Raw genomic sequence first — 21388 nt, 5'->3', positions numbered from 1 at the left:
AGGAAAATACCATGGCCGACCTGGCGAAATTGGTTGACGAACTATCCGCTCTTAGCGTTCTTGAAGCTGCTGAACTTTCCAAGCTTCTAGAAGAGAAATGGGGCGTTTCAGCGGCTGCTCCAGCTGCTGTTGCTGCTGCTCCTGTCGCTGCTGCTGAAGCTGCTGTTGAGAAGACAGAATTTGACATCATCTTGGCAAAAGCTGGTGACAAGAAGATCAACGTTATTAAGGAAATCCGTGGCATTACAGGTCTTGGCCTGAAGGAAGCTAAGGATCTCGTTGAGGGTGCTCCAAAGACCGTTAAGGAAGGGGCAACCAAGGAAGAAGCTGATAAGATCAAGAAAGCTCTTGAGGATAACGGCGCTACAGTCGAAATCAAGTAAGAGTCGATCTAAAGCGGCCTTTGATATCAAAAGGTTGCTGAAGGTAGGTGGGCGGGTGCTGCATAGCGGTCCCGCCCCATTTGCCGTTGACGGGAAAAGCGCTTATATAATGAAGCGTTTCGTTATGCGTCACAGATATGGATAAATCAGCCGTTCAAGTCGTCTGACGTTTTGGCAGAGTTCTTTATAGATTTTATGCCAGACGAAGGCGGGCGACTCGGAGGTCTGGTGCAGGGGCAGGATGAGATGAACGCGATCACAAAATCGTTCACAGGGCGTAAGAGGATCCGCAAGAGCTTCGGGCGTATTCCCGAAATTGCGCCGATGCCAAATTTGATTGACGTGCAGCGAGCTTCTTATGAGGCTTTCTTGCAAATGAATATTCGCCCTGAGAGCCGTGAAATGGCTGGCCTTCAGGAGGTATTCCGTTCTGTTTTTCCAATTCATGATTTTGCTGGTCGTGGGCGACTGGATTTTCAGTATTATGAATTTGAAGAACCAAAATATGACGTTGAAGAATGCATTCAACGTGGTTTGACATATGCGGCGCCGCTGAAGGTTGTTTTACGTCTGACGACGTGGGATATCGACGAGGATACAGGGTCTCGTTCTATTCATGATTTGAAAGAACAGCCTGTTTACATGGGTGATATGCCACTCATGACCGATAACGGTACGTTCATTATTAACGGAACTGAGCGTGTTATCGTTTCTCAGATGCACCGTAGCCCTGGTGTTTTCTTTGATCATGATAAAGGTAAGACACATTCGTCAGGTAAATATCTTTTTGCCGCACGTGTGATTCCTTACCGTGGGTCATGGTTGGATTTCGAGTTTGACGCGCGTGATATCATCCATGTTCGTATTGACCGTAAGCGGAAATTGCCCGTCACGACCCTGCTTTATGCCTTAGAAGGGGAAAACTCTCGTAAGGCTCGCGAGGCGAAGCTCGCGGCTGGTGGTGATGTTGATATCCTTGAAGTAAGCGGCATGGATGAGGATGAGATCCTCTCGAGCTTCTACGGTATCGTGCCGTTCACACGTGCAGGGAATGAGTGGGCGCGTCCATTTGATCCTGATGCATTCCGTGGTCTAAAATTGCTGAGCCCCTTGGTGGATGCGGACACTGGAGAAGTGGTTGCTGAGGCCGGGACAAAGTTAACAGCACGCGTTGTAAGAAAAATTGCAGAGAAAACGCGTGTTGTGCATGTTGGTCGCCTGGATATCTTAGGCCGTTTCATTGCTCATGACTTGGTGAATGAGCAGACGGGTGAGATCTATGCGGAAGCGGGTGAAGAGTTAACAGAAGAAAATCTGACAGCTCTAGAAGAGTTGGGTCTGACAGAGCTGCCCATTCTTGCGATTGATGGGGCGCACGGCCCTTGGATCCGCAATACATTGATGGCGGATAAGAATACGTCGCGTGAAGAAGCATTGATCGATATTTATCGTATCATGCGTCCGGGTGAGCCCCCAACGCGCGAAACGGCGGAAGCTATGCTGCGTGGTCTGTTTTTTGAGTCAGATCGCTATGATCTTTCTGCTGTCGGCCGTGTGAAGATGAATATGCGTCTCGATGTAGATGCTCCCGACACACTTCGGACATTGCGTAAAGAAGACATCATCCGCACGGTTAAGGTTCTTTGTGATCTTAAGGATGGGCGTGGTCAGGTTGATGATATTGATAATCTAGGAAACCGTCGTGTTCGCTCCGTCGGCGAGTTGATGGAGAATCAGTATCGTATTGGTTTGCTTCGTATGGAGCGTGCCATCCGCGAGCGTATGGGGTCTGTGGATATTGACACGGTCATGCCACATGATCTGATCAACGCGAAACCAGCAGCGGCGGCTGTGCGTGAGTTCTTTGGTTCTTCGCAGCTTAGCCAGTTCATGGATCAGACCAATCCGCTCTCAGAAGTAACGCATAAGCGTCGTCTATCGGCCTTGGGGCCGGGTGGTCTTACGCGTGAGCGTGCGGGCTTTGAGGTGCGTGACGTTCATCCAACGCACTATGGACGTATCTGCCCGATTGAAACGCCTGAAGGGCCAAATATTGGGTTGATTAACTCGCTGGCAACGTATGCGAAGGTCAATCAATACGGATTTATTGAAACGCCTTATCGCCTGGTAAAAGATGGTGTTCTTCAAGATGGTTGGAAATATCTTTCCGCCATGGAAGAGGAACGGCTGATTGTTGCACAGGCCGATGCGAAGCAGCAGGATGGTCGCTTGGTTGACGAGCTTGTAGCTGTTCGTCAGACAGGTGACTTCCGCTTGGTGCCGCCGGCTCAAGTAACAGCGTGCGACGTTTCACCAAAGCAATTGGTTTCTGTCGCTGCTGCATTGATCCCGTTCCTTGAGAACGATGACGCGAACCGTGCGCTCATGGGATCCAACATGCAACGTCAGGCTGTGCCATTGGTGCGTGCTGATGCGCCGTTGGTAGGGACTGGAATGGAAGGCCCAGTTGCTCATGACTCCGGTGCTGCTATTGTTGCGAAGCGTGGCGGTATCGTAGATCAGCTTGATGGTGCGCGTATCGTTATTCGTGCGACCGATGAAAACGGCTCTACCCAAGGTGTCGATATTTATCGTTTGCGCAAATATATGCGCTCTAACCAGTCAACATGTTTGAATCAACGTCCTTTGGTGAGGGTTGGTGATCGTGTTGGCGCGGGTGATATTATTGCTGATGGTCCGTCTACAGAGTTGGGCGAATTGGCGTTAGGGCGTAACGTTCTGGTCGCCTTTATGCCGTGGAATGGGTACAACTTTGAAGATTCCATCCTGATTTCTGAGCGTATTGCGCGTGATGACATCTTTACTTCAATTCATATTGAAGAATTTGAGGTCATGGCTCGTGATACGAAGCTTGGACAGGAAGAGATTACGCGCGATATTCCTAACGTCGGTGAAGAGGCTCTTCGGAATCTTGATGAGGCGGGGATCGTTTACGTCGGTGCCGAGGTCAATCCTGGGGACATCCTCATCGGTAAAGTGACGCCTAAGGGTGAAAGCCCAATGACGCCAGAGGAAAAACTCCTGCGAGCCATCTTCGGTGAAAAAGCGTCAGATGTGCGTGATACCTCATTGAAATTGCCACCAGGAACGAGTGGTACAGTTGTCGATGTGCGTGTCTTCTCCCGCCGCGGTGTGGATAAAGATGAGCGTGCGATGGCGATTGAGCGCGCAGAGATTGAGCGTTTGGCAAAAGATCGTGATGACGAGCGTTTGATCCAGGAGCGTAGTTTCTTTAGCCGATTGCGCGAGCATTTGCTTGGTCAGAAGGCGGCTGCAGGTTTCAAGGGTATTCGTGCAGGGACGGATATTACGCCGCAAGTGCTGGATGAGCACCCACGTCGTGCATGGCGTAATATTCCGGTGGCAGATCCGGCTGTAAGTGCCGAGTTGGAAACGCTGTGCCGTGAGTTTGATGAAGCCGTACGCTCTATCAATGGCCGCTTTGACAACAAGGTTGAGAAGCTTCAGCGAGGTGATGAATTGCCTCCTGGCGTGATGAAGATGGTAAAAGTCTTCATTGCTGTGAAGCGTAAGCTTCAGCCGGGCGATAAAATGGCGGGTCGTCACGGGAACAAGGGTGTGGTTTCCCGCGTTGTTCCTGTAGAGGACATGCCATTTTTGGAGAATGGGCAGGCGGTTGACTTGGTACTGAACCCACTTGGCGTGCCGTCACGTATGAATGTGGGGCAGATTCTCGAGACGCATTTAGGTTGGGCTTGTGCCAATATTGGCCAGAGCATCGCGACTATTGTCGATGATTACCAGAGAACTGGTGAGCGTCGACAGGAGCTCTTGGATCGCTTGAAAGAGGTCTATGGTGAGCGTGTCTATCAAGATGATATTGCGACTATGTCCAATGATGAGCTTATCGAGCTTGCTAACAACCTGCGTAAGGGTGTGCCGATTGCGACACCTGTGTTTGACGGTGCCTCAATACCCGATATTGAAGAGATGCTGGTTAAGGCAGGGGTGGATAAATCAGGTCAATCCCAGTTGATTGATGGGCGGACGGGTGAGAAGTTTGAACGTCAAACAACGGTCGGCTATATCTACATGCTGAAGCTTCATCATCTTGTTGATGATAAGATTCATGCTCGTTCGATTGGTCCATATTCGTTGGTTACACAGCAACCACTCGGCGGTAAGGCTCAGTTCGGTGGGCAGCGTTTTGGTGAGATGGAGGTCTGGGCTCTGGAAGCTTACGGAGCGGCCTATACACTTCAAGAAATGCTGACAGTGAAGTCGGATGACGTGTCTGGTCGTACGAAGGTTTATGAAGCGATTGTGCGTGAGCAAGATGATTTTGAAGCTGGTATTCCAGAAAGCTTCAATGTCTTGGTTAAAGAGCTGAAGTCGCTTGGTTTGAATGTTGAACTTGAGCAAGGGGCATCGTGACAACGGTGCTTCCTTCTCTTTCGTTATAGTTCATTTTTAACGTGCCGGCGGGACGCCGTGCGGCACAGTGGGGTTTCGGCGCATGAACGAACTCATGAAGATTTTGGGGCAATCTGGTCAATCTGTTAGCTTTGATCAGATTCGAATTCAGCTCGCGTCCAGTGAGCAGATTCGTTCCTGGTCTTATGGTGAAATTAAAAAACCAGAGACAATTAACTACCGCACCTTTAAGCCCGAGCGTGATGGTCTTTTTTGCGCACGGATTTTTGGTCCAACAAAGGACTATGAGTGCCTGTGCGGTAAATATAAACGAATGAAATTTCGTGGCATCGTGTGTGAAAAATGCGGTGTCGAGGTTACGTTGGCAAAAGTGCGCCGCGAGCGCATGGGGCATATCGACCTTGCAGCGCCAGTAGCGCATATTTGGTTCTTGAAGTCGCTCCCTAGCCGTATTGCGACGATGCTTGACCTGCCTCTTAAAGATGTCGAGCCTGTCCTATATTTCGAGAAGTTTCTTGTTCTCGATAAAGGGGTCTGTGAGTCCGACCAGGTTGATTCTTATAAGCACGGGAAGCGCCGCGATCAGTACCTCTTGGATGAGGTTCGCTGTGAAGAGCTTCTGGATGAATATGCTGATTCCGGCCTAGATGTTGGTATCGGTGCTGAGGCGATTAAGCGCGCTCTTTCCAGCTATGATTGGGGTATACCCAACGAGCAAGAGCGTGCGTTAAGTCGAGCTGCACGTGAGCGTGGCGATCCAGACCCGTTCGACTATGACACAGAAGTCATGGAGGGCGATTCCGAAAAAACCATCATGCGTAAGAAATTGCGCAAAGCGACGTCAGAGGCAGCGCGTAAAAAGCTGGTGAAGCGTCTCAAGATGGTTGAGTCGTTTGTGGAAAGTGGTGCGCGTCCTGAGTGGATGATCATGGACATTGTTCCTGTGATTCCACCGGAATTGCGTCCACTGGTTCCACTGGATGGCGGGCGTTTTGCAACATCCGATCTGAACGATCTCTATCGCCGTGTTATCAACCGTAACAATCGTTTGAAGCGTCTCATGGAGCTTCGTGCGCCTGATATTATCGTGCGCAACGAGAAGCGTATGCTTCAAGAAGCTGTGGATGCCTTGTTTGATAACGGTCGTCGGGGACGGGCGATTACGGGAGCTAACAAGCGTCCGTTGAAGTCTCTTTCAGACATGCTGAAGGGGAAGCAGGGGCGCTTCCGTCAAAACCTTTTGGGTAAGCGCGTCGATTATTCAGGCCGTTCGGTGATCGTTGTCGGGCCTGAGTTAAAGCTACATCAATGCGGTTTACCAAAGAAGATGGCGCTTGAGCTCTTCAAGCCATTTATTTACTCCAAATTGGAGAAATATGGTCACGCAACAACCATCAAGGCTGCAAAGCGGATGGTGGAGAAAGAGCGTCCAGAGGTTTGGGATATTCTCGAAGAGGTCATTCGTGAACATCCCGTGATGCTCAATCGTGCTCCGACCTTGCATCGTCTTGGTATTCAAGCTTTTGAGCCAAGCTTGGTTGAAGGTAAAGCTATCCAACTTCATCCGCTTGTTTGCACCGCTTTTAATGCTGACTTCGATGGCGACCAGATGGCTGTTCATGTGCCATTGTCTCTCGAGGCGCAGCTTGAAGCGCGTGTGCTGATGATGTCGACCAACAATATTTTGAGCCCGGCTAATGGTAAGCCCATTATCGTGCCTTCTCAGGATATTGTTTTAGGGTTGTATTATCTCAGCTTAGAGGTACCAGAATATCGCCTGACGCCAGATGAAGCAGTGATCGAGGATGGTAAGGTTGTTAAGGCTGGTCCTCCTGCTTATGCAACGGTGTCAGAGATTGAAGCCGCTATGGCAGCGGGTGCTTTGAAGCTGCATGATAAAATACGTCTTCGCCTCGAAACGATGGGTGAAGATGGTAAGACTGTGCGTCAAACATTATTGACGACACCAGGGCGTGCTTTGGTTGCTCAGATTTTGCCACGTCATCCGGCCATTCCTTTCAGCTTGGTGAATAAGCAGCTGACGAAGAAAAATGTCTCTGACGTGATCGATACCGTTTATCGTCATTGCGGTCAGAAAGAGGCGGTTATTTTCTGTGATCGCTTAATGAGCTTGGGTTTCCGTCATGCTGCTATGGCGGGTATTTCCTTTGGTAAGGACGATATGATCGTTCCAAAGGAAAAGGCTGGTTTGGTGGACCGTACTGCGGCTGAGGTAAAAGAGTTCGAGCAGCAATATCAGGAAGGTCTGATTACGGCTGGCGAGCGTTATAACAAGGTTGTGGATGCGTGGTCTCGTTGCACGGATGAAGTGCAGGCGGCGATGTTGAAGGAAATCTCCAAGCAAGTCTTAGGGAAACCGACCAATTCTGTGTGGATGATGAGCCACTCAGGGGCTCGTGGGTCACCAGCACAGATGAAACAGCTGGCCGGTATGCGCGGACTGATGGTGAAGCCATCAGGTGAAATTATTGAGCAACCTATTGTGGCGAACTTTAAAGAAGGTTTGTCGGTTCTCGATTACTTTACCTCAAGTCATGGTGCGCGTAAGGGCTTGGCAGATACGGCTCTGAAGACCGCAAACTCGGGTTACCTGACACGCCGTTTGGTTGATGTTGCACAAGATTGCATCATTACCGAGGTGGATTGTGAAAGTGAACGTGGTCTTGTCGTTCGCGCGGTGATGGATAGCGGGGAGGTGGTTGCCTCCTTGGGTGAGCGTGCATTGGGTCGTACGTTGGCTCGCGATGTCCTGCATCCAACGTCGGGTGAGTTACTCTTGCCACGTAATACGCTTTTGGCAGAAGCTGACGTTGAACTTCTGGAAAGCGCAGGTGTTGAAAGTCTTGAGATACGGTCAGTTCTGACATGTGATAGTCAGGCGGGTATCTGTGCTCATTGCTATGGGCGCGACTTGGCGCGTGGAACACCTGTTAACATTGGTGAGGCTGTCGGCGTTATTGCGGCTCAGTCCATTGGTGAGCCTGGAACGCAGCTGACGATGCGTACCTTCCACATTGGTGGGGCCGCAACACGCGGTGCTGAACAGTCCATGGTTGAGGCTTTCCGTGAAGGTAAGGTGACGATCCGGAATCGGAATGTGGTGGAAAACTCACAAAACGTTCCGGTTGTGATGTCTCGAAACTGTGAAATCCTGATAACGGATGAGAATGGTGCCGAGCGGGGCCGTTATCGCGTTCCTTATGGGGCACGTTTGATGGTGTCCGAAGGGCAAGAGGTGGAGCGCGGCCATAAAATGGCTGAGTGGGATCCATACACATTGCCAATCATCACAGAGCAAGCGGGAACAGTTGAATATCTCGACTTGATCGACAGTATTACCCTTGTCGAGCGTGTGGATGAGGTAACGGGTCTGACATCGCGTGTGGTCGTTGACTACAAGCATGCCGCTAAGGGCGTGGATCTGCGTCCCCGTTTGCAGCTTAAAGATGCTGATGGGAATGTTGTGCGTCTGGCGAATGGTAACGAAGCGCGTTACTTCTTGTCTCCAGATAGTATTCTATCAGTGGAAAACGGGGCGCAGGTGCATGCAGGGGACGTATTAGCGCGTATTCCGCGTGAGGGCTCCAAGACACGTGATATTACCGGTGGTTTGCCACGTGTTGCTGAGTTGTTCGAGGCGCGTCGTCCGAAGGATCATGCGATTATCGCCGAAGGTGATGGACGTGTTGAATTCGGTAAGGATTATAAATCCAAGCGCAGCATCATTGTGAAGAATGATGAAACCGGAGAACAGACAGACTATCTAATTCCAAAGGGTAAACATATTTCTGTTCAGGAAGGTGACTTCGTACAGAAAGGTGACCCATTGGTTGATGGTCCTCGTGTTCCTCATGATATTTTGAAAGTCATGGGGATGGAGGCCTTGTCGGATTACCTGGTGAATGAAATTCAGGATGTTTACCGACTGCAGGGTGTGAAAATTAACGACAAACACATCGAAGTGATTGTTCGTCAGATGCTGCAAAAGGTTGAGATCTTAGAGCCGGGTGACTCGACATATCTCATTGGTGAGACGGTGGATCGGGTTGAGTTCGAGATCGAGAATAAAGAACTTCTCGCGAACGGACGTGAGCCAGCGAAGGCGATGCCGATTCTCCAGGGTATCACTAAGGCGTCTCTCCAGACGCAGTCCTTTATCTCTGCAGCATCCTTCCAAGAAACCACGCGTGTCCTCACTGATGCCGCGACATCAGGTAAGGTGGATACACTTGGTGGATTGAAGGAAAACGTCATCGTGGGTCGCCTCATCCCTGCAGGGACGGGTGGAACGATGCGCCGGTTGCGGAATCTGGCTGTAGGAGAGAAGCCAGCTCGGGTGAAGAAGAGTACACCTGCAGTTGAAGACGCAGCGGAGTAATGTTTTTTGATGATCAAGTCTCTCTCTTTTTAGGGAGAGACTTGACTCTTAGGACGACTCAACTTAGGCTCCGCGGCCTAGACAGTTCCCGCTCATTAGAGATGAAGGAATCGTCCCAAGAAAAAGAATCACGTCTGGTGCTACTTTCTTTTCAGAAGAAAAGGGGTTAAGCCCAGGGGTATGGAGTGTGGAAAGAGAGTGAGTGTCACTTTCTTTCTTTCGTGTTGTGCGAAGGCAGGCGGTTCAGCCGCGTGTCGGTTTGAACGGATGTCGAGACAGGAGAATGACTTCTGTCCGCATATGGACAAGGATTGGGAAGGGCGCATGCCGACCATCAACCAGTTGATCGCAAAGGGCCGCGAGCCGGCCGCCAAGCGGAACAAGGTTCCTGCTCTGCAGGGATGTCCGCAGAAGCGTGGTGTTTGTACACGTGTCTATACCGTAACACCGAAGAAACCGAACTCCGCCCTGCGTAAGGTTGCCAAAGTGCGTCTGACCAACGGGTATGAGGTGGTGAGTTATATTCCTGGTGAGGGACATAACCTCCAGGAGCATAGTGTTGTGCTCATCCGTGGTGGTCGCGTGAAGGATCTTCCCGGTGTGCGGTATCACATTCTTCGTGGTGTGTTGGATACGCAAGGTATCGCAAAACGTCGTCAGCGTCGTTCGCTGTATGGCGCTAAGCGGCCGAAATAAGGGGTATTTGGAATGAGTCGCCGTCATCGCGCTGTTAAGCGTGAGATCCTTCCCGATCCGAAATTTGGAGATGCCGTCATCACGCGTTTCATGAACGCGTTAATGTATGATGGTAAGAAATCCACTGCTGAACGTATTGTTTACGGGGCGTTGGAAGTGTTGCGTCGCCGTGGTGGTTCTTCAGCGGATCCAGTGGCTATGTTTCATTCAGCATTGGATAACGTAAAGCCGGCTGTTGAGGTGCGTTCCCGCCGTGTTGGTGGTGCAACCTATCAGGTGCCGGTTGAGGTTCGTGCAGAGCGTCGTCAAGCACTAGCGATTCGCTGGTTGATTGATGCATCTCGTAAGCGTGGTGAGAACACCATGCAGGACCGTCTTTCCAATGAGCTGATGGACGCGGTCAATAATCGCGGTTCTGCCGTCAAAAAACGGGAAGACACGCATCGTATGGCTGAAGCCAATAAGGCATTCAGTCATTATCGCTGGTAATTTGAACCAGTAATAGGGCTTCCAGTGTTTCTTTTGTTGAATGAGAAGCACTGGCATGAAGTTTCAGTCATACCTTGAGTTCATATGAGAGCTAAGGTTTTGGAGAGAGACGATGGCAAAGGCTAAGTTTGAGCGTAATAAGCCGCATTGCAATATCGGCACCATCGGTCACGTTGACCACGGTAAGACCACGCTGACCGCTGCAATCACGAAGACGTTGGCAGAGACCGGTGGCGCGACCTTCAGTGCTTACGATATGATCGATAAGGCTCCTGAAGAGCGTGCTCGTGGTATTACGATTTCTACAGCTCACGTTGAGTATGAGACGGAAAATCGTCACTATGCTCACGTGGACTGCCCAGGTCACGCTGACTATGTGAAGAACATGATCACCGGTGCTGCTCAGATGGATGGTGCGGTGTTGGTGGTGTCTGCTGCTGATGGTCCAATGCCACAGACACGCGAGCACATCCTGCTTGCACGTCAGGTTGGTGTGCCAGCGCTGGTTGTCTTCCTGAATAAGGTTGATCAGGTTGACGATCCAGAGCTTCTTGAGCTTGTGGAAATGGAAGTTCGTGAACTTCTTTCTTCTTACGACTTCCCAGGTGATGATATCCCCATCATCAAGGGATCTGCTTTGGCTGTTCTTGAGGATAGCAATGAAGAGCAGGGTAAGAAGGCTGTTCGTGAGCTGATGGCTGCTGTTGACAGCTATATTCCACAGCCAGAGCGTCCAATTGACCGTCCATTCCTGATGCCGATTGAGGACGTGTTCTCAATTTCCGGTCGTGGTACGGTTGTGACAGGTCGTGTTGAGCGCGGTGCGGTTAACGTTGGTGACGAAGTTGAGATCGTTGGCTTGCAGCCTACGGTTAAGACAACAGTTACGGGCGTTGAAATGTTCCGTAAGCTTCTTGATCGTGGTGAGGCCGGTGATAACATCGGTGCTCTTCTACGTGGAACGAAGCGTGAAGATGTGCAGCGTGGTCAGGTTTTGGCAAAGCCAGGAACGATTACGCCACACAGCAAGTTCAAGGCTGAGGCATACGTTCTAACGAAGGAAGAGGGTGGACGTCACACCCCATTCTTCACGAACTATCGTCCGCAGTTTTATTTCCGTACGACAGACGTTACAGGTGTTGTAACTCTGCCAGAAGGCACGGAAATGGTGATGCCTGGTGATAACGTTACCATGAATGTCGAGCTCATTGCTCCGATTGCCATGGATGAAGGCCTCCGTTTCGCTATCCGTGAGGGTGGCCGTACGGTAGGTGCAGGTGTTGTGGCTGACATTTCAGCCTAAGTCCTCTCTGGCCGTTATTTATGGAACCCCGGCTGAATTTTTTTCAGCCGGGGTTCCATTTCAGATGGAATAGCAGTAGGACAGCACCCGGTTTACTAAGTTGGATGAATTAAAACATGGACGACCAGAACATCCGCATTCGCCTTAAGGCGTACGATCATCGTGTGTTGGACAACAGCACGAAAGAGATCGTCAATACGGCGAAGCGTACGGGTGCGCGGGTTCGGGGTCCTATCCCTTTGCCAACGCACATTGCACGGTTTACCGTGAACCGTTCACCTCATGTGGATAAGAAAAGCCGCGAACAGTTCGAGATGAGAACTCACCGTCGGTTGCTTGACATTGTTGAGCCAACTCCGCAGACCGTGGACGCCCTCATGAAGCTCGACCTCGCCGCTGGCGTTGATGTCGAGATTAAACTTTAAGGTCCAGACGATGCGTACCGGATTGATTGCAAAAAAGCTGGGTATGTCCCGGCTCTTTAAGGAAGACGGCACACATGTGCCGGTGACGGTGCTGCACCTCGATAATCTTGAGGTTGTGGATGCCCGTACAAAGGAGCGCGACGGTTATACAGCCGTTCAGCTTGGTACGGTAAATGCTAAAGCAAAGCACGTTACAAAAGCGAACCGTGGGCATTTTGCTCGTGTGAAGGTTGAGCCAAAACGGAAGCTTGTTGAGTTCCGTGTGGCCGAAGATGCTGTGCTTGAGCCAGGCACTAAGCTTTCTGTGAACCATTTTGTGGTTGGTCAGAAAGTTGATGTGACGGGGCGCAGTAAAGGTAAAGGGTTTGCGGGTGTTATGAAACGCCACAACTTTGCCGGTCTAGAAGCCTCGCACGGTGTGTCCATTAGTCACCGTTCAGCAGGGTCGACGGGTCAACGTCAAGATCCTGGTAAGGTGTTCAAGGGCAAGAAGATGGCTGGTCACATGGGTGACGAGCGCGTGACGACGCAGAACCTTGAGATTGCAGCTGTTGATGAAGAGCGTAACCTGATTATGGTGCGTGGCGCCATTCCAGGCGCTAAAAACAGCTTTGTCCTGGTTCGCGATGCAATCAAGAAGGCCCGTAATACGGACGCGCCATATCCGGCAGCGACCGTTGAGGCCGCCGGGTGAGGGATATGGAATACGATATCAAAACCCTCGATAACGGGAGTGCTGGCAAAATCGCACTGCCGGAAGAGATTTTCGGGATTGTTCCGCGCAAAGACATTATGGCGCGTGTTGTGAACTGGCAATTGGCGAAACGCCGTGCAGGTACGCATGCGACCAAGGGTCTAAGCGCTGTTTCTGGAACGACTAAGAAGCCATACCGTCAAAAAGGCACAGGCTCTGCCCGTCAAGGGTCTTTGCGTGCGCCTCAGTTCCGTACAGGTGGCGTCGTCCACGGTCCGGTTGTTCGGGATCATGGTTTTAGCTTGCCAAAGAAAGTGCGTCGTCTAGGCCTGGCATCTGCCCTGGCTCAGAAAGCTGCTGAAGGTAAGCTTGTTGTGTTGGAGAACCTTTCCGGAGTTGAGAAAACACGGGATGCTTCTGTGCGATTGAAAGCATTAGGCTTCACATCTGCGTTGTTTGTAGATCAGGTTTCTGATCAACCATTTGCACGTGCAGTAGCTAATCTGCCTAAAATTGATCTGCTGCCCACGGTTGGTGCAAATGTTTATGACATTCTCAAGCACGATGTGCTGGTAATTACCCGCGCTGCTCTTGAGGGTCTCAAGGAGCGTCTGGCATGACAACGAAAATCGTTTTGAATGCACGTAAGACAGCGGCGAACCTGTCTGAAGAAGCTCTGTACGATGTGCTGCGTGCACCGTTGATTACTGAGAAAGCAACCATGCTCTCTGAGCGTAACCAGGTTGTATTCAAGGTAGCGTTGGGTGCGACAAAACCGCAGATCAAGACCGCTGTTGAGAAACTTTTTGACGTAAAAGTGGCTGGTGTCAGCACGCTGGTTCAAAAAGGGAAGACGAAGCGCGTCAAGGGTCGTCCAGGTCGCCGTTCTGACATTAAGAAGGCGTATGTTCAGCTTGTTGAAGGTCAGTCCATTGACCTTACTGCAAAGCTAGGTTGACGCGCGGGGTAGATAACCATGGCATTAAAGCACTTTAATCCCACGACGCCGAGTACTCGTGGCACGGTGCTGATTGATCGCAGCGAACTCTGGAAAGGGAAGCCGATCAAGCAGCTCACGGAAGGTAAGAGCAAGTCAGGTGGCCGTAATAACTACGGTCGTACGACGGTTCGTTTCCGTGGTGGTGGACACAAGCAGTCTTACCGTTATGTTGATTTCAAGCGTCGTAAATTTGACGTAGCGGGAACGGTAGAGCGTTTAGAGTATGATCCTAACCGGACGGCTTTTATCGCGCTCATTCGTTACGAAGATGGTGAGCTTTCCTACATTATTGCGCCACAGCGCGTTAAAGTAGGTGATCGAGTTGTTGCAGGACATCATGTTGATGTGCGTCCAGGCAATGCGATGCCGCTTGGCTCTATGCCGGTTGGTACGATTGTCCACAACATTGAGCTGAAGCAGGGTGCTGGCGGTAAGTTGGCTCGCTCAGCAGGGACATACGCGCAGCTCGTCGGTAAAGATGCTGGTTACGCTCAGGTGAAGTTGCAATCTGGCGAGCTACGTCTTGTTCGCGGTGAGTGCATGGCGACTGTTGGTGCGGTTTCTAACCCAGACAACATGAACCAGCATATGGGTAAGGCCGGTCGTAGACGTTGGTTGGGTCGTCGTCCACATAACCGTGGTGTCGTGATGAACCCAGTTGACCATCCACACGGTGGTGGTGAAGGACGTACTTCAGGTGGTCGTCATCCTGTGACGCCATGGGGTGTACCAACTAAGGGCTACAAGACACGTGTAAACAAGAAGACGGACAGTCTGATTATCCGTCGTCGTAAGTCCGGCAAGTAAGAGAGGGCAAAACAGAGATGGCACGTTCCGTCTGGAAAGGCCCGTTCGTCGACGGGTATCTGTTCGGTAAGGCTGAGAAGGCTCGCGCCTCAGGCCGGAATGAAGTGATCAAAATCTGGTCACGTCGTTCTACTATTCTTCCGCAGTTCGTCGGACTGACGTTCGGTGTTTATAATGGTCATAAGTTCCTGCCCGTGCAGGTCTCGGAGCATATGGTTGGTCATAAGTTCGGTGAGTTTTCACCGACACGTACTTATACCGGTCATGGTTCCGATAAGAAGTCAAAGCGAGGCTGATCATGAGTAAGCCGAAGCATATTCGTACCCTTGCTGACACTGAAGCTCAGGCTGTCGCACGTAACATCCGTGTAAGTCCGCGTAAGCTCAACTTGGTCGCTGCTACGATTCGCAATCAACCCGCTGATAAGGCAATTGCGGCATTGACGTTCTCACGTCGGCGTATTGCCCAGCAGGTGAAGATAGCTCTCGAGAGTGCTGTTGCGAATGCAGAAAACAACCATCAGCTTGATGTTGATCGCCTGGTGGTTAAGACGGCAGAAGTTGGCAAATCAATCGTCATGAAGCGTTTTCATGCACGTGGTCGTGGTCGTTCAGCACGTGTTGAGAAGTTCTTTAGTCATCTGAAGATTGTTGTTGCTGAGCGTTCTGAGGATTCTGAGGAAACCTCCAACTCTCGTAAAAACAACAAAGAGCAGAAGGCAGCCTGATCTATGGGACATAAGGTTAATCCGATCGGGCTCCGGCTCGGCATTAATCGTACTTGGGATAGCCGTTGGTATGCGGGGAGTGATTATTCCCGCCTACTGCATGAAGACCTGAAGTTGCGTGCATTTTTGCGTCGTAAACTTTCTGGTGCCGGTGTCTCTCGTGTGGTCATTGAACGTCCAGCGAAGAAGCCACGCGTCATGATCTATGCTGCTCGTCCTGGTGTTATCATCGGGAAGAAAGGGCAGGATATTGATGCGCTGCGCAAGACTCTGAGCCGCATGGCTAAGACAGATGTTGCGTTGAATATCGTTGAGATTCGTAAGCCAGAAATCGATGCAACGCTTGTAGCCGATAATATTGCACAGCAATTGGAACGTCGTGTTGCTTTCCGTCGGGCTATGAAACGTTCTATTCAGTCTGCGATGCGTCTGGGTGCTCAGGGTATCCGTATTACCTGCAGCGGTCGTCTCGGTGGAGCAGAAATTGCTCGCGATGAGAAGTATCGTGAAGGTCGTGTGCCGTTGCATACGTTGCGTGCAGATATCGATTATGGGACATCTACAGCACATACCACCTATGGTTCTTGTGGCGTAAAGGTTTGGATCTTTAAGGGTGAGATTCTTGCTCATGATCCTTCTGCGCAAGATCGTCGTGCTGCGGAGCAGGCTCCACAACGCTAAAACGGGGGAATCCCTGTTTTTCCTGCGGTGCTTGATGTGAGGAAAGAAAACTATGCTTTCTCCAAAGCGGACAAAGTTCCGTAAAGCCCATAAAGGGCGTATTCATGGGATGGCCAAAGGTGGTACGCAGCTAAATTTCGGTGCGTATGGCCTGAAGGCTCTTGAGCCGGAGCGGATTACGGCTCGTCAAATTGAGGCATCTCGTCGTGCTATTACGCGTGCGATGAAACGTGCCGGTCGTGTTTGGATTCGTATTTTTCCTGACACTCCGGTCTCGACAAAGCCGGCAGAAGTGCGTATGGGGTCCGGTAAAGGTAACCCTGAGTACTGGGCGGCCCGCGTAAAGCCGGGGCGTATCCTCTTCGAGATCGAAGGGGTTCCTCCTGAGGTTGCCCGCTTGGCTCTGAGTCTGGCTGCTGCAAAGCTGCCAATTAAGACCAAGTTCATTCAGCGTATCGGGGAGGCTTAATAATGGCTGAAAGCTATAAGGTTGCTGATCTGCGTGCTAAGAGCGAAGATGAGTTGAAATCTCTTCTTGTTGAGCTAAAGCGCGAGCAGATTAACCAGCGTTTTGCTGCGGCCACGGGCCAATCCGAGAATACCAGCCACGTTAAGGTCGTGCGTCGTGCTGTCGCACGTATCAAGACGGTGCTGCATCAGTCGAAGAACCGGGCGGGCGCACAAACGTCCGCCGCTAAGTCCTGAGAGGAGACGGACGATGCCCAGGCGCGTCCTGACAGGTCGGGTAACCAGCGATAAGATGGACAAGACGGTGACCGTTCTTGTTGATCGTCGCGTTATGCACCCGCTGTACAAGAAGTTTATCCGCCGTTCCAAGAAATACGCAGCTCATGATGAAGCTAATGCGTGTCAGATTGGAGATGTTGTGCGCATTGTAGAATGCGCACCTCTTTCCAAGCGTAAGACGTGGACGGTTGTTTCCCGCAATGGGGCCGATGTCGTTGAGACTGCATCGCCCTCAGCCGGCGCATAAGGGGGTAGACACATGATTCATCCCGAGACCAACCTTGACGTGGCCGATAATTCCGGTGCACGTCGGGTGCAGTGCATTAAAGTACTGGGTGGCTCCAAACGGAAGACCGCCTCGGTCGGCGACGTCATTGTCGTATCCGTTAAGGAAGCTATTCCACGCGGTAAGGTGAAGAAGGGCGACGTACATCGTGCTGTAGTCGTTCGTACATCTTATCCAGTGCGACGCCCTGATGGTTCGGCTATTCGTTTTGATCGGAACGCTGCTGTGTTGTTGAATAATCAGCAAGATCCGATTGGAACTCGTATTTTTGGACCAGTGGTTCGTGAATTGCGTGCTCGTAAATTCATGAAGATTATTTCTCTGGCTCCGGAGGTACTGTAATGGCTGCACGTATCAAAAAAGGTGACCAGGTATTGGTGTTGAGTGGCCGTTCTCGTGGCACACGCGGCGAAGTGCTTTCTGTTCTACCAAAGGTAGAGAAGGCTGTTGTCCGTGGTGTTGCTGTGGCGAAACGTCACACAAAGCCAAATCGCATGGGTGAAGGTGGTGGCATTGTCGATCGCGAAATGCCGGTTCATCTTTCTAACCTTAAGCTGATTGATCCTAAGAGCGGTAAGCCAACACGCGTTGGTTTCCGTGTGTTAGAGGATGGTCGTAAAGTTCGTGTTGCTAAGGCAACCGGCGAAGTGATCGAAGGCTGAGGAGAGAACGATGAGCGACAATAAGGGTACCGTTCTGCCTCGTCTGCAGCAGCATTATCAAGACGCTCTTCGGGCGAAACTGCGTGAGCAGTTCGGCTATAAGAACGACATGCAAATCCCTAAGCTCGAGAAGATCGTGCTGAATATGGGGGTTGGTGAGGCTGCGGCTGATCAGAAAAAGCTTGATGCTGCTGTGGCAGAGATGGCGCTTATTTCTGGTCAAAAGCCTGTGAAGACGCTGGCGCGTAAGGCTGTAGCTGGTTTTAGAATCCGTGAAGGGTTGCCAATTGGCTGCAAGGTGACGTTACGTCGTGCACGTATGTATGAGTTTTTAGATCGTCTTGTGACGATTGCTATGCCTCGTATCCGTGACTTCCGTGGTCTTCCGGCAAACAAGGGCTTTGATGGTCGTGGTAATTTTGCCATGGGTCTCAAAGAGCAAATTGTTTTCCCGGAAATTGATTACGATAAGGTAGATGCCATTCGCGGAATGGACATTATCTTTGTAACGTCAGCTAAGACAGACGCAGAAGCTAAAGCATTGCTGAAAGCTTTCGATCTGCCGATTGCGTCTTAAGCGATATTTTTCGTAACAATCACGGAAAAACGGGATTTCCCCCTTTTCAAAAGGGGGGGAATACCGTTACAAGACCGCTGATTGGAAAACCGTCGGGATAGGCCTGACAGGTTCCGGGAGAAGATTCGAGATGGCGAAGACCTCTGCGGTAAACCGTAATAACCATCGCGCAGCTTTGGCAAAGCGTGATAAGGAAAAGCGGACCGCTCTCAAAAATATTATTAAGAACCGTTCCCTTCCGATGGAAGAACGCTTCGAAGCTTCGTTGAAGTTAGCACAATTGCCTCGCAATGGCTCTCAGACGCGTGTGCGTTTGCGTTGCAAAATTTCTGGTCGCCCACGTGCGAACTATCGGAAATTTGAGTTGAGTCGTATCGCGTTGCGCGATCTTGCTTCTACGGGACAGATTCCCGGTATGGTCAAGTCCAGCTGGTAAGTAAGGGTAGTCTGAATGTCTATGTCTGATCCATTGGGTGATATGCTCACCCGGGTCCGTAATGCTCAGCGTGCCCGCCATGCTGCTTGTGTTGCGCCGGCATCCAAATTGCGTGCTAGCGTTCTTGAAGCGCTAAAGCGTGAAGGGTATATCCGTGGATTTACAACTGAAGAGGTTCGTAAAGGAATTTCTCAGTTTCGCATTGAGCTGAAATATGCTGAAGGTCAGCCAGTGATCCGCGAGATTCACCGTGTTTCCCGTCCAGGACGTCGTGTTTATTCTAAAATTAAAGAATTGCCACGGGTCTATGCTGGTTTGGGTGTTTCTATCCTCTCGACACCGCGTGGCGTTCTTTCCGACGTCGAGGCTCGCGCTGCCAATGTTGGTGGCGAGATTCTTTGCCGCGTCTTCTAAGGAGGAAACATGTCTCGCGTAGGTAAATATCCTATCGCGCTCCCCGCAGGAGTGGAAGCTTCCGTTGTGAACGGGATGTTCTCTGTCAAGGGAAAGCGCGGTGAATTACAAGTGCCTGTTTCGCCTCATATTGATGTGAAGGTGGAAGAGGGGAATATCACAGTTAGTCCTCGCGGTGGTCGTTCACGTGATAGTTGGACGATGTGGGGTACCTCCCGTGCTGTTTTCGCCAACATGGTGAAGGGCGTTTCTGACGGATTTACGAAGACGTTGGAAATTCAAGGGACTGGTTTCCGTGCTGCTGTGCAGGGTTCTAACTTGGTTATGAATCTTGGTTTCTCACATGATGTGGTTTATCCAATTCCATCTGATGTGAAGATCACCACGCCTCGTCCGACGGCTATCACCGTCGAAGGGAATGATAAGCAGCGCGTTGGTCAAGTCGCTTTGGATATCCGGAGCTTCCGTAAGCCTGAACCTTATAAAGGTAAGGGTGTTCGGTATGAGACTGAAGTTCTGCGTCGTAAGGAAGGTAAGAAGAAGTAATGGCATCGCTGCAAGGATTGCAGGAGCGTCGCCGCAAGCGGTTGCGTTTCCAGCTTCGTCGCAAGAGCGGCGGCCGGCCGCGTTTGTCGGTCTTCCGCTCTAACAAGCATATTCATGTTCAGGTCATCGATGATGCTCGTGGTCACACGTTAGCTAGCGCTTCTACATTGGAGAAGGCTATTCGTGAGGCCGGTAAAGCGGGTTCTAACATTGAGGCGGCTACCGTTATCGGGAAACTTGTTGCTGAGCGCGCTGTTGAAGCGGGTGTCAAGGAAGTCGTTTTCGACCGTGGCGCCTATCTTTATCATGGTCGGGTAAAAGCCCTGGCTGAGGCTGCCCGCGAGGGCGGGCTGTCGTTCTAAGGAGGATCACACATGGCACGTGAGCCAAGAGAAGGCGGCCGTGGTGGTCGTGAGCGCGAGCAAGGTGATGAGCTGGTTGATAAGCTCGTAACCATCAACCGTGTTGCAAAGGTGGTTAAGGGCGGACGTCGCTTTGCCTTTGCTGCTTTGGTTGTTGTTGGCGATCAGAAGGGACGAGTCGGGTACGGTGCCGGTAAAGCACGCGAAGTGCCTGAAGCAATCCGTAAAGCCACAGAGCATGCACGTCGTACGATGATACGCGTCCCCATGAAAGAGGGCCGTACATTGCATCATGATGCAGTTGGTCGTTTCGGTGCGGGTAAGGTGATTGTTCGTGCTGCGGATGCCGGGACAGGGATCATCGCTGGTGGTCCAATCCGTGCGGTATTTGAAAGCCTAGGTGTAAGCGATGTTGTCGCTAAAAGCTTGGGAAGTCGGAATCCGCACAACATGATTAAGGCTGCTTTTGACGCTTTGGAGCGTGCAAATAGCCCACGTCAGGTTGCTGCTCGTCGTGGCAAGAAGACCTATGAACTTTTCGGGCGTCGTGAGCATTCAGAGACGGAGAATGCTAATGTCTGAAGTTCAGGGTAAAACTGTTCGGGTAACGCAGATTGCTTCTGTAATCGGTGCTAAACCTGGTCAGGCGGATACGATTAAGGGACTGGGGCTTCGTGGCATCGGTTCTTCCCGTGTTCTAGAGGATACCTTGGCTGTGCGAGGCATGATCCGTAAGGTATCCCACCTGTTGAAGGTGGAGGGTTGATATGAACCTGAACGAACTGCGTGATAATGCTGGTGCTCGCTACCGTAGCAAGCGCTTGGGACGAGGAATCGGCTCAGGTAAAGGAAAGACCTCGGGTAAAGGCCATAAAGGTCAGAAAGCCCGTTCAGGTGTTTCTATAAACGGTTTTGAGGGTGGTCAGCTTCCAATTTATCGTCGTATGCCGAAGCGGGGCTTCGTCAACATCTTCCGTAAGGAATATGCGACGATTAATCTTGGTACTGTAAGTAAAGCTCTAGAGGCAGGTAAACTTTCTGCTTCTGCGCCGGTGACAATTGAAACTCTTCGTGAGGCAGGCCTCGTGGGGAGTCGCAGGGTGGCTGGTGTTCGTCTTTTGGCGAAGGGTGAGCTTTCCCAAGGACTACACTTTGAGGTTGCCGGGGCTTCTGCTTCAGCGCGTGCTGCTGTTGAAAAAGCTGGTGGCTCTGTCAAAGTTTTGGCCACAAAGAAGGAAGCTCAGGCTGACGCTTGATGTCTTTTGTGCCAATATGAATTGGCATGTGGTGATTTAGTGAACGGCGTCCCGCACAATGTGCGGCGGCGCTGTTTTCATG

General features: G+C 51.1%; 27 protein-coding genes. All 27 read left to right on the top strand.

The features are described from left to right. The first annotated feature begins 11 nt into the window (after nt 1-11). Entirely contained in the window at nt 12-383 is a 372-nt protein-coding gene (gene rplL / locus GS501_RS07290; protein WP_160831213.1) for a 50S ribosomal protein L7/L12, read from the top strand. Between the two features lie 246 nt (nt 384-629). Further along, nucleotides 630-4799, top strand: a complete 4170-nt coding sequence (gene rpoB, locus GS501_RS07285; RefSeq protein ID WP_160831442.1) for a DNA-directed RNA polymerase subunit beta — start codon at nt 630-632, stop codon at nt 4797-4799. Between the two features lie 82 nt (nt 4800-4881). Beyond that, nucleotides 4882-9198 carry a DNA-directed RNA polymerase subunit beta' gene (gene rpoC / locus GS501_RS07280; protein ID WP_160831212.1) on the top strand — a complete coding sequence of 1439 codons (4317 nt, stop codon included), beginning with the start codon at nt 4882-4884 and terminating at the stop codon, nt 9196-9198. 324 nt (nt 9199-9522) lie between these two features. After that, on the top strand, nt 9523-9894 hold the full coding sequence (gene rpsL, locus GS501_RS07275; protein ID WP_023979007.1) for a 30S ribosomal protein S12: 372 nt from the start codon (nt 9523-9525) through the stop codon (nt 9892-9894). A gap of 12 nt (nt 9895-9906) precedes the next feature. Further along, complete coding sequence (gene rpsG / locus GS501_RS07270; RefSeq protein ID WP_160831211.1) at nt 9907-10383, top strand: 30S ribosomal protein S7; 477 nt, start codon at nt 9907-9909, stop codon at nt 10381-10383. 112 nt (nt 10384-10495) lie between these two features. Continuing rightward, nucleotides 10496-11686 (top strand): elongation factor Tu, encoded by a 1191-nt coding sequence (tuf, locus tag GS501_RS07265; RefSeq protein WP_160831210.1) that lies wholly within the window; start codon nt 10496-10498, stop codon nt 11684-11686. Between the two features lie 116 nt (nt 11687-11802). Continuing rightward, nucleotides 11803-12111 (top strand): 30S ribosomal protein S10, encoded by a 309-nt coding sequence (gene rpsJ / locus GS501_RS07260; RefSeq protein WP_018980179.1) that lies wholly within the window; start codon nt 11803-11805, stop codon nt 12109-12111. Between the two features lie 10 nt (nt 12112-12121). Then, a complete protein-coding gene (rplC, locus tag GS501_RS07255; RefSeq protein WP_160831209.1) occupies nt 12122-12805 on the top strand; it encodes a 50S ribosomal protein L3 in 684 nt (227 codons plus the stop codon). Nucleotides 12806-12810: 5 nt separating this feature from the next. Beyond that, nucleotides 12811-13425 carry a 50S ribosomal protein L4 gene (rplD, locus tag GS501_RS07250; RefSeq protein WP_160831208.1) on the top strand — a complete coding sequence of 205 codons (615 nt, stop codon included), beginning with the start codon at nt 12811-12813 and terminating at the stop codon, nt 13423-13425. Nucleotides 13426-13466: 41 nt separating this feature from the next. Further along, nucleotides 13467-13763 (top strand): 50S ribosomal protein L23, encoded by a 297-nt coding sequence (locus GS501_RS07245; protein ID WP_202405363.1) that lies wholly within the window; start codon nt 13467-13469, stop codon nt 13761-13763. An 18-nt stretch (nt 13764-13781) separates the two neighbouring features. After that, entirely contained in the window at nt 13782-14612 is an 831-nt protein-coding gene (gene rplB, locus GS501_RS07240; protein ID WP_160831206.1) for a 50S ribosomal protein L2, read from the top strand. 17 nt (nt 14613-14629) lie between these two features. Continuing rightward, complete coding sequence (gene rpsS, locus GS501_RS07235) at nt 14630-14908, top strand: 30S ribosomal protein S19 (protein ID WP_018980184.1); 279 nt, start codon at nt 14630-14632, stop codon at nt 14906-14908. A gap of 2 nt (nt 14909-14910) precedes the next feature. After that, on the top strand, nt 14911-15339 hold the full coding sequence (rplV, locus tag GS501_RS07230) for a 50S ribosomal protein L22 (RefSeq protein ID WP_160831205.1): 429 nt from the start codon (nt 14911-14913) through the stop codon (nt 15337-15339). A gap of 3 nt (nt 15340-15342) precedes the next feature. Further along, the gene (rpsC, locus tag GS501_RS07225; protein WP_160831204.1) at nt 15343-16020 is read left to right on the top strand and encodes a 30S ribosomal protein S3; all 678 of its coding nucleotides are present in this window, start codon (nt 15343-15345) and stop codon (nt 16018-16020) included. 52 nt (nt 16021-16072) lie between these two features. Beyond that, nucleotides 16073-16489 carry a 50S ribosomal protein L16 gene (rplP, locus tag GS501_RS07220; protein ID WP_043557840.1) on the top strand — a complete coding sequence of 139 codons (417 nt, stop codon included), beginning with the start codon at nt 16073-16075 and terminating at the stop codon, nt 16487-16489. Nucleotides 16490-16491: 2 nt separating this feature from the next. Further along, a complete protein-coding gene (rpmC, locus tag GS501_RS07215) occupies nt 16492-16725 on the top strand; it encodes a 50S ribosomal protein L29 (protein WP_160831203.1) in 234 nt (77 codons plus the stop codon). Nucleotides 16726-16738: 13 nt separating this feature from the next. Further along, the gene (gene rpsQ / locus GS501_RS07210; protein ID WP_160831202.1) at nt 16739-17014 is read left to right on the top strand and encodes a 30S ribosomal protein S17; all 276 of its coding nucleotides are present in this window, start codon (nt 16739-16741) and stop codon (nt 17012-17014) included. Between the two features lie 12 nt (nt 17015-17026). Continuing rightward, on the top strand, nt 17027-17395 hold the full coding sequence (gene rplN, locus GS501_RS07205; RefSeq protein ID WP_160831201.1) for a 50S ribosomal protein L14: 369 nt from the start codon (nt 17027-17029) through the stop codon (nt 17393-17395). Continuing rightward, complete coding sequence (rplX, locus tag GS501_RS07200; protein WP_160831200.1) at nt 17395-17715, top strand: 50S ribosomal protein L24; 321 nt, start codon at nt 17395-17397, stop codon at nt 17713-17715. Before rplN ends, rplX begins: the two co-directional genes overlap by 1 nt. A 10-nt stretch (nt 17716-17725) precedes the next feature. Next, a complete protein-coding gene (gene rplE, locus GS501_RS07195; RefSeq protein ID WP_160831199.1) occupies nt 17726-18292 on the top strand; it encodes a 50S ribosomal protein L5 in 567 nt (188 codons plus the stop codon). Between the two features lie 130 nt (nt 18293-18422). After that, the gene (rpsN, locus tag GS501_RS07190; protein ID WP_160831198.1) at nt 18423-18728 is read left to right on the top strand and encodes a 30S ribosomal protein S14; all 306 of its coding nucleotides are present in this window, start codon (nt 18423-18425) and stop codon (nt 18726-18728) included. Between the two features lie 15 nt (nt 18729-18743). After that, on the top strand, nt 18744-19142 hold the full coding sequence (gene rpsH, locus GS501_RS07185) for a 30S ribosomal protein S8 (protein WP_160831197.1): 399 nt from the start codon (nt 18744-18746) through the stop codon (nt 19140-19142). Nucleotides 19143-19151: 9 nt separating this feature from the next. Next, nucleotides 19152-19688 carry a 50S ribosomal protein L6 gene (gene rplF, locus GS501_RS07180; protein ID WP_160831196.1) on the top strand — a complete coding sequence of 179 codons (537 nt, stop codon included), beginning with the start codon at nt 19152-19154 and terminating at the stop codon, nt 19686-19688. Further along, nucleotides 19688-20050: a 50S ribosomal protein L18 gene (gene rplR, locus GS501_RS07175; RefSeq protein ID WP_160831195.1), complete on the top strand. Its 363-nt coding sequence runs from the start codon at nt 19688-19690 to the stop codon at nt 20048-20050. Before rplF ends, rplR begins: the two co-directional genes overlap by 1 nt. Before the next feature lie 12 nt (nt 20051-20062). Further along, a complete protein-coding gene (gene rpsE / locus GS501_RS07170) occupies nt 20063-20632 on the top strand; it encodes a 30S ribosomal protein S5 (protein ID WP_160831194.1) in 570 nt (189 codons plus the stop codon). Next, the gene (rpmD, locus tag GS501_RS07165; protein ID WP_160831193.1) at nt 20625-20816 is read left to right on the top strand and encodes a 50S ribosomal protein L30; all 192 of its coding nucleotides are present in this window, start codon (nt 20625-20627) and stop codon (nt 20814-20816) included. The genes rpsE and rpmD overlap by 8 nt, the downstream gene beginning before the upstream one ends. 1 nt (nt 20817) lies before the next feature. Next, nucleotides 20818-21306, top strand: coding sequence for a 50S ribosomal protein L15 (gene rplO, locus GS501_RS07160; RefSeq protein WP_160831192.1), 489 nt, complete (start codon nt 20818-20820; stop codon nt 21304-21306). The last annotated feature ends 82 nt before the right edge of the window (nt 21307-21388 follow it).

This window comes from Saccharibacter sp. 17.LH.SD, assembly GCF_009834805.1.
GTDB lineage: Bacteria > Pseudomonadota > Alphaproteobacteria > Acetobacterales > Acetobacteraceae > Saccharibacter.
This window is presented reverse-complemented; position numbering and strand designations above follow the sequence as displayed.

Bases quoted from the DNA above. Each gene is read 5' to 3' on its own strand.
- rpsS (WP_018980184.1), top strand. From the start codon at position 14,630: ATGGCACGTTCCGTCTGGAAAGGCCCGTTCGTCGACGGGTATCTGTTC.
- rpsL (WP_023979007.1), top strand. From the start codon at position 9,523: ATGCCGACCATCAACCAGTTGATCGCAAAGGGCCGCGAGCCGGCCGCC.
- rpmC (WP_160831203.1), top strand. From the start codon at position 16,492: ATGGCTGAAAGCTATAAGGTTGCTGATCTGCGTGCTAAGAGCGAAGAT.
- rplC (WP_160831209.1), top strand. From the start codon at position 12,122: ATGCGTACCGGATTGATTGCAAAAAAGCTGGGTATGTCCCGGCTCTTT.
- rpmD (WP_160831193.1), top strand. From the start codon at position 20,625: ATGTCTGAAGTTCAGGGTAAAACTGTTCGGGTAACGCAGATTGCTTCT.
- rpsQ (WP_160831202.1), top strand. From the start codon at position 16,739: ATGCCCAGGCGCGTCCTGACAGGTCGGGTAACCAGCGATAAGATGGAC.
- rplV (WP_160831205.1), top strand. From the start codon at position 14,911: ATGAGTAAGCCGAAGCATATTCGTACCCTTGCTGACACTGAAGCTCAG.
- rpoB (WP_160831442.1), top strand. From the start codon at position 630: ATGAACGCGATCACAAAATCGTTCACAGGGCGTAAGAGGATCCGCAAG.
- rpsG (WP_160831211.1), top strand. From the start codon at position 9,907: ATGAGTCGCCGTCATCGCGCTGTTAAGCGTGAGATCCTTCCCGATCCG.
- rplP (WP_043557840.1), top strand. From the start codon at position 16,073: ATGCTTTCTCCAAAGCGGACAAAGTTCCGTAAAGCCCATAAAGGGCGT.
- rpsH (WP_160831197.1), top strand. From the start codon at position 18,744: ATGTCTATGTCTGATCCATTGGGTGATATGCTCACCCGGGTCCGTAAT.
- rplF (WP_160831196.1), top strand. From the start codon at position 19,152: ATGTCTCGCGTAGGTAAATATCCTATCGCGCTCCCCGCAGGAGTGGAA.
- rplO (WP_160831192.1), top strand. From the start codon at position 20,818: ATGAACCTGAACGAACTGCGTGATAATGCTGGTGCTCGCTACCGTAGC.
- rplD (WP_160831208.1), top strand. From the start codon at position 12,811: ATGGAATACGATATCAAAACCCTCGATAACGGGAGTGCTGGCAAAATC.
- rpsC (WP_160831204.1), top strand. From the start codon at position 15,343: ATGGGACATAAGGTTAATCCGATCGGGCTCCGGCTCGGCATTAATCGT.
- rplE (WP_160831199.1), top strand. From the start codon at position 17,726: ATGAGCGACAATAAGGGTACCGTTCTGCCTCGTCTGCAGCAGCATTAT.
- rplX (WP_160831200.1), top strand. From the start codon at position 17,395: ATGGCTGCACGTATCAAAAAAGGTGACCAGGTATTGGTGTTGAGTGGC.
- rpsE (WP_160831194.1), top strand. From the start codon at position 20,063: ATGGCACGTGAGCCAAGAGAAGGCGGCCGTGGTGGTCGTGAGCGCGAG.
- rplL (WP_160831213.1), top strand. From the start codon at position 12: ATGGCCGACCTGGCGAAATTGGTTGACGAACTATCCGCTCTTAGCGTT.
- rpsN (WP_160831198.1), top strand. From the start codon at position 18,423: ATGGCGAAGACCTCTGCGGTAAACCGTAATAACCATCGCGCAGCTTTG.
- rplB (WP_160831206.1), top strand. From the start codon at position 13,782: ATGGCATTAAAGCACTTTAATCCCACGACGCCGAGTACTCGTGGCACG.
- rplN (WP_160831201.1), top strand. From the start codon at position 17,027: ATGATTCATCCCGAGACCAACCTTGACGTGGCCGATAATTCCGGTGCA.
- tuf (WP_160831210.1), top strand. From the start codon at position 10,496: ATGGCAAAGGCTAAGTTTGAGCGTAATAAGCCGCATTGCAATATCGGC.
- rpsJ (WP_018980179.1), top strand. From the start codon at position 11,803: ATGGACGACCAGAACATCCGCATTCGCCTTAAGGCGTACGATCATCGT.
- rplR (WP_160831195.1), top strand. From the start codon at position 19,688: ATGGCATCGCTGCAAGGATTGCAGGAGCGTCGCCGCAAGCGGTTGCGT.
- rpoC (WP_160831212.1), top strand. From the start codon at position 4,882: ATGAACGAACTCATGAAGATTTTGGGGCAATCTGGTCAATCTGTTAGC.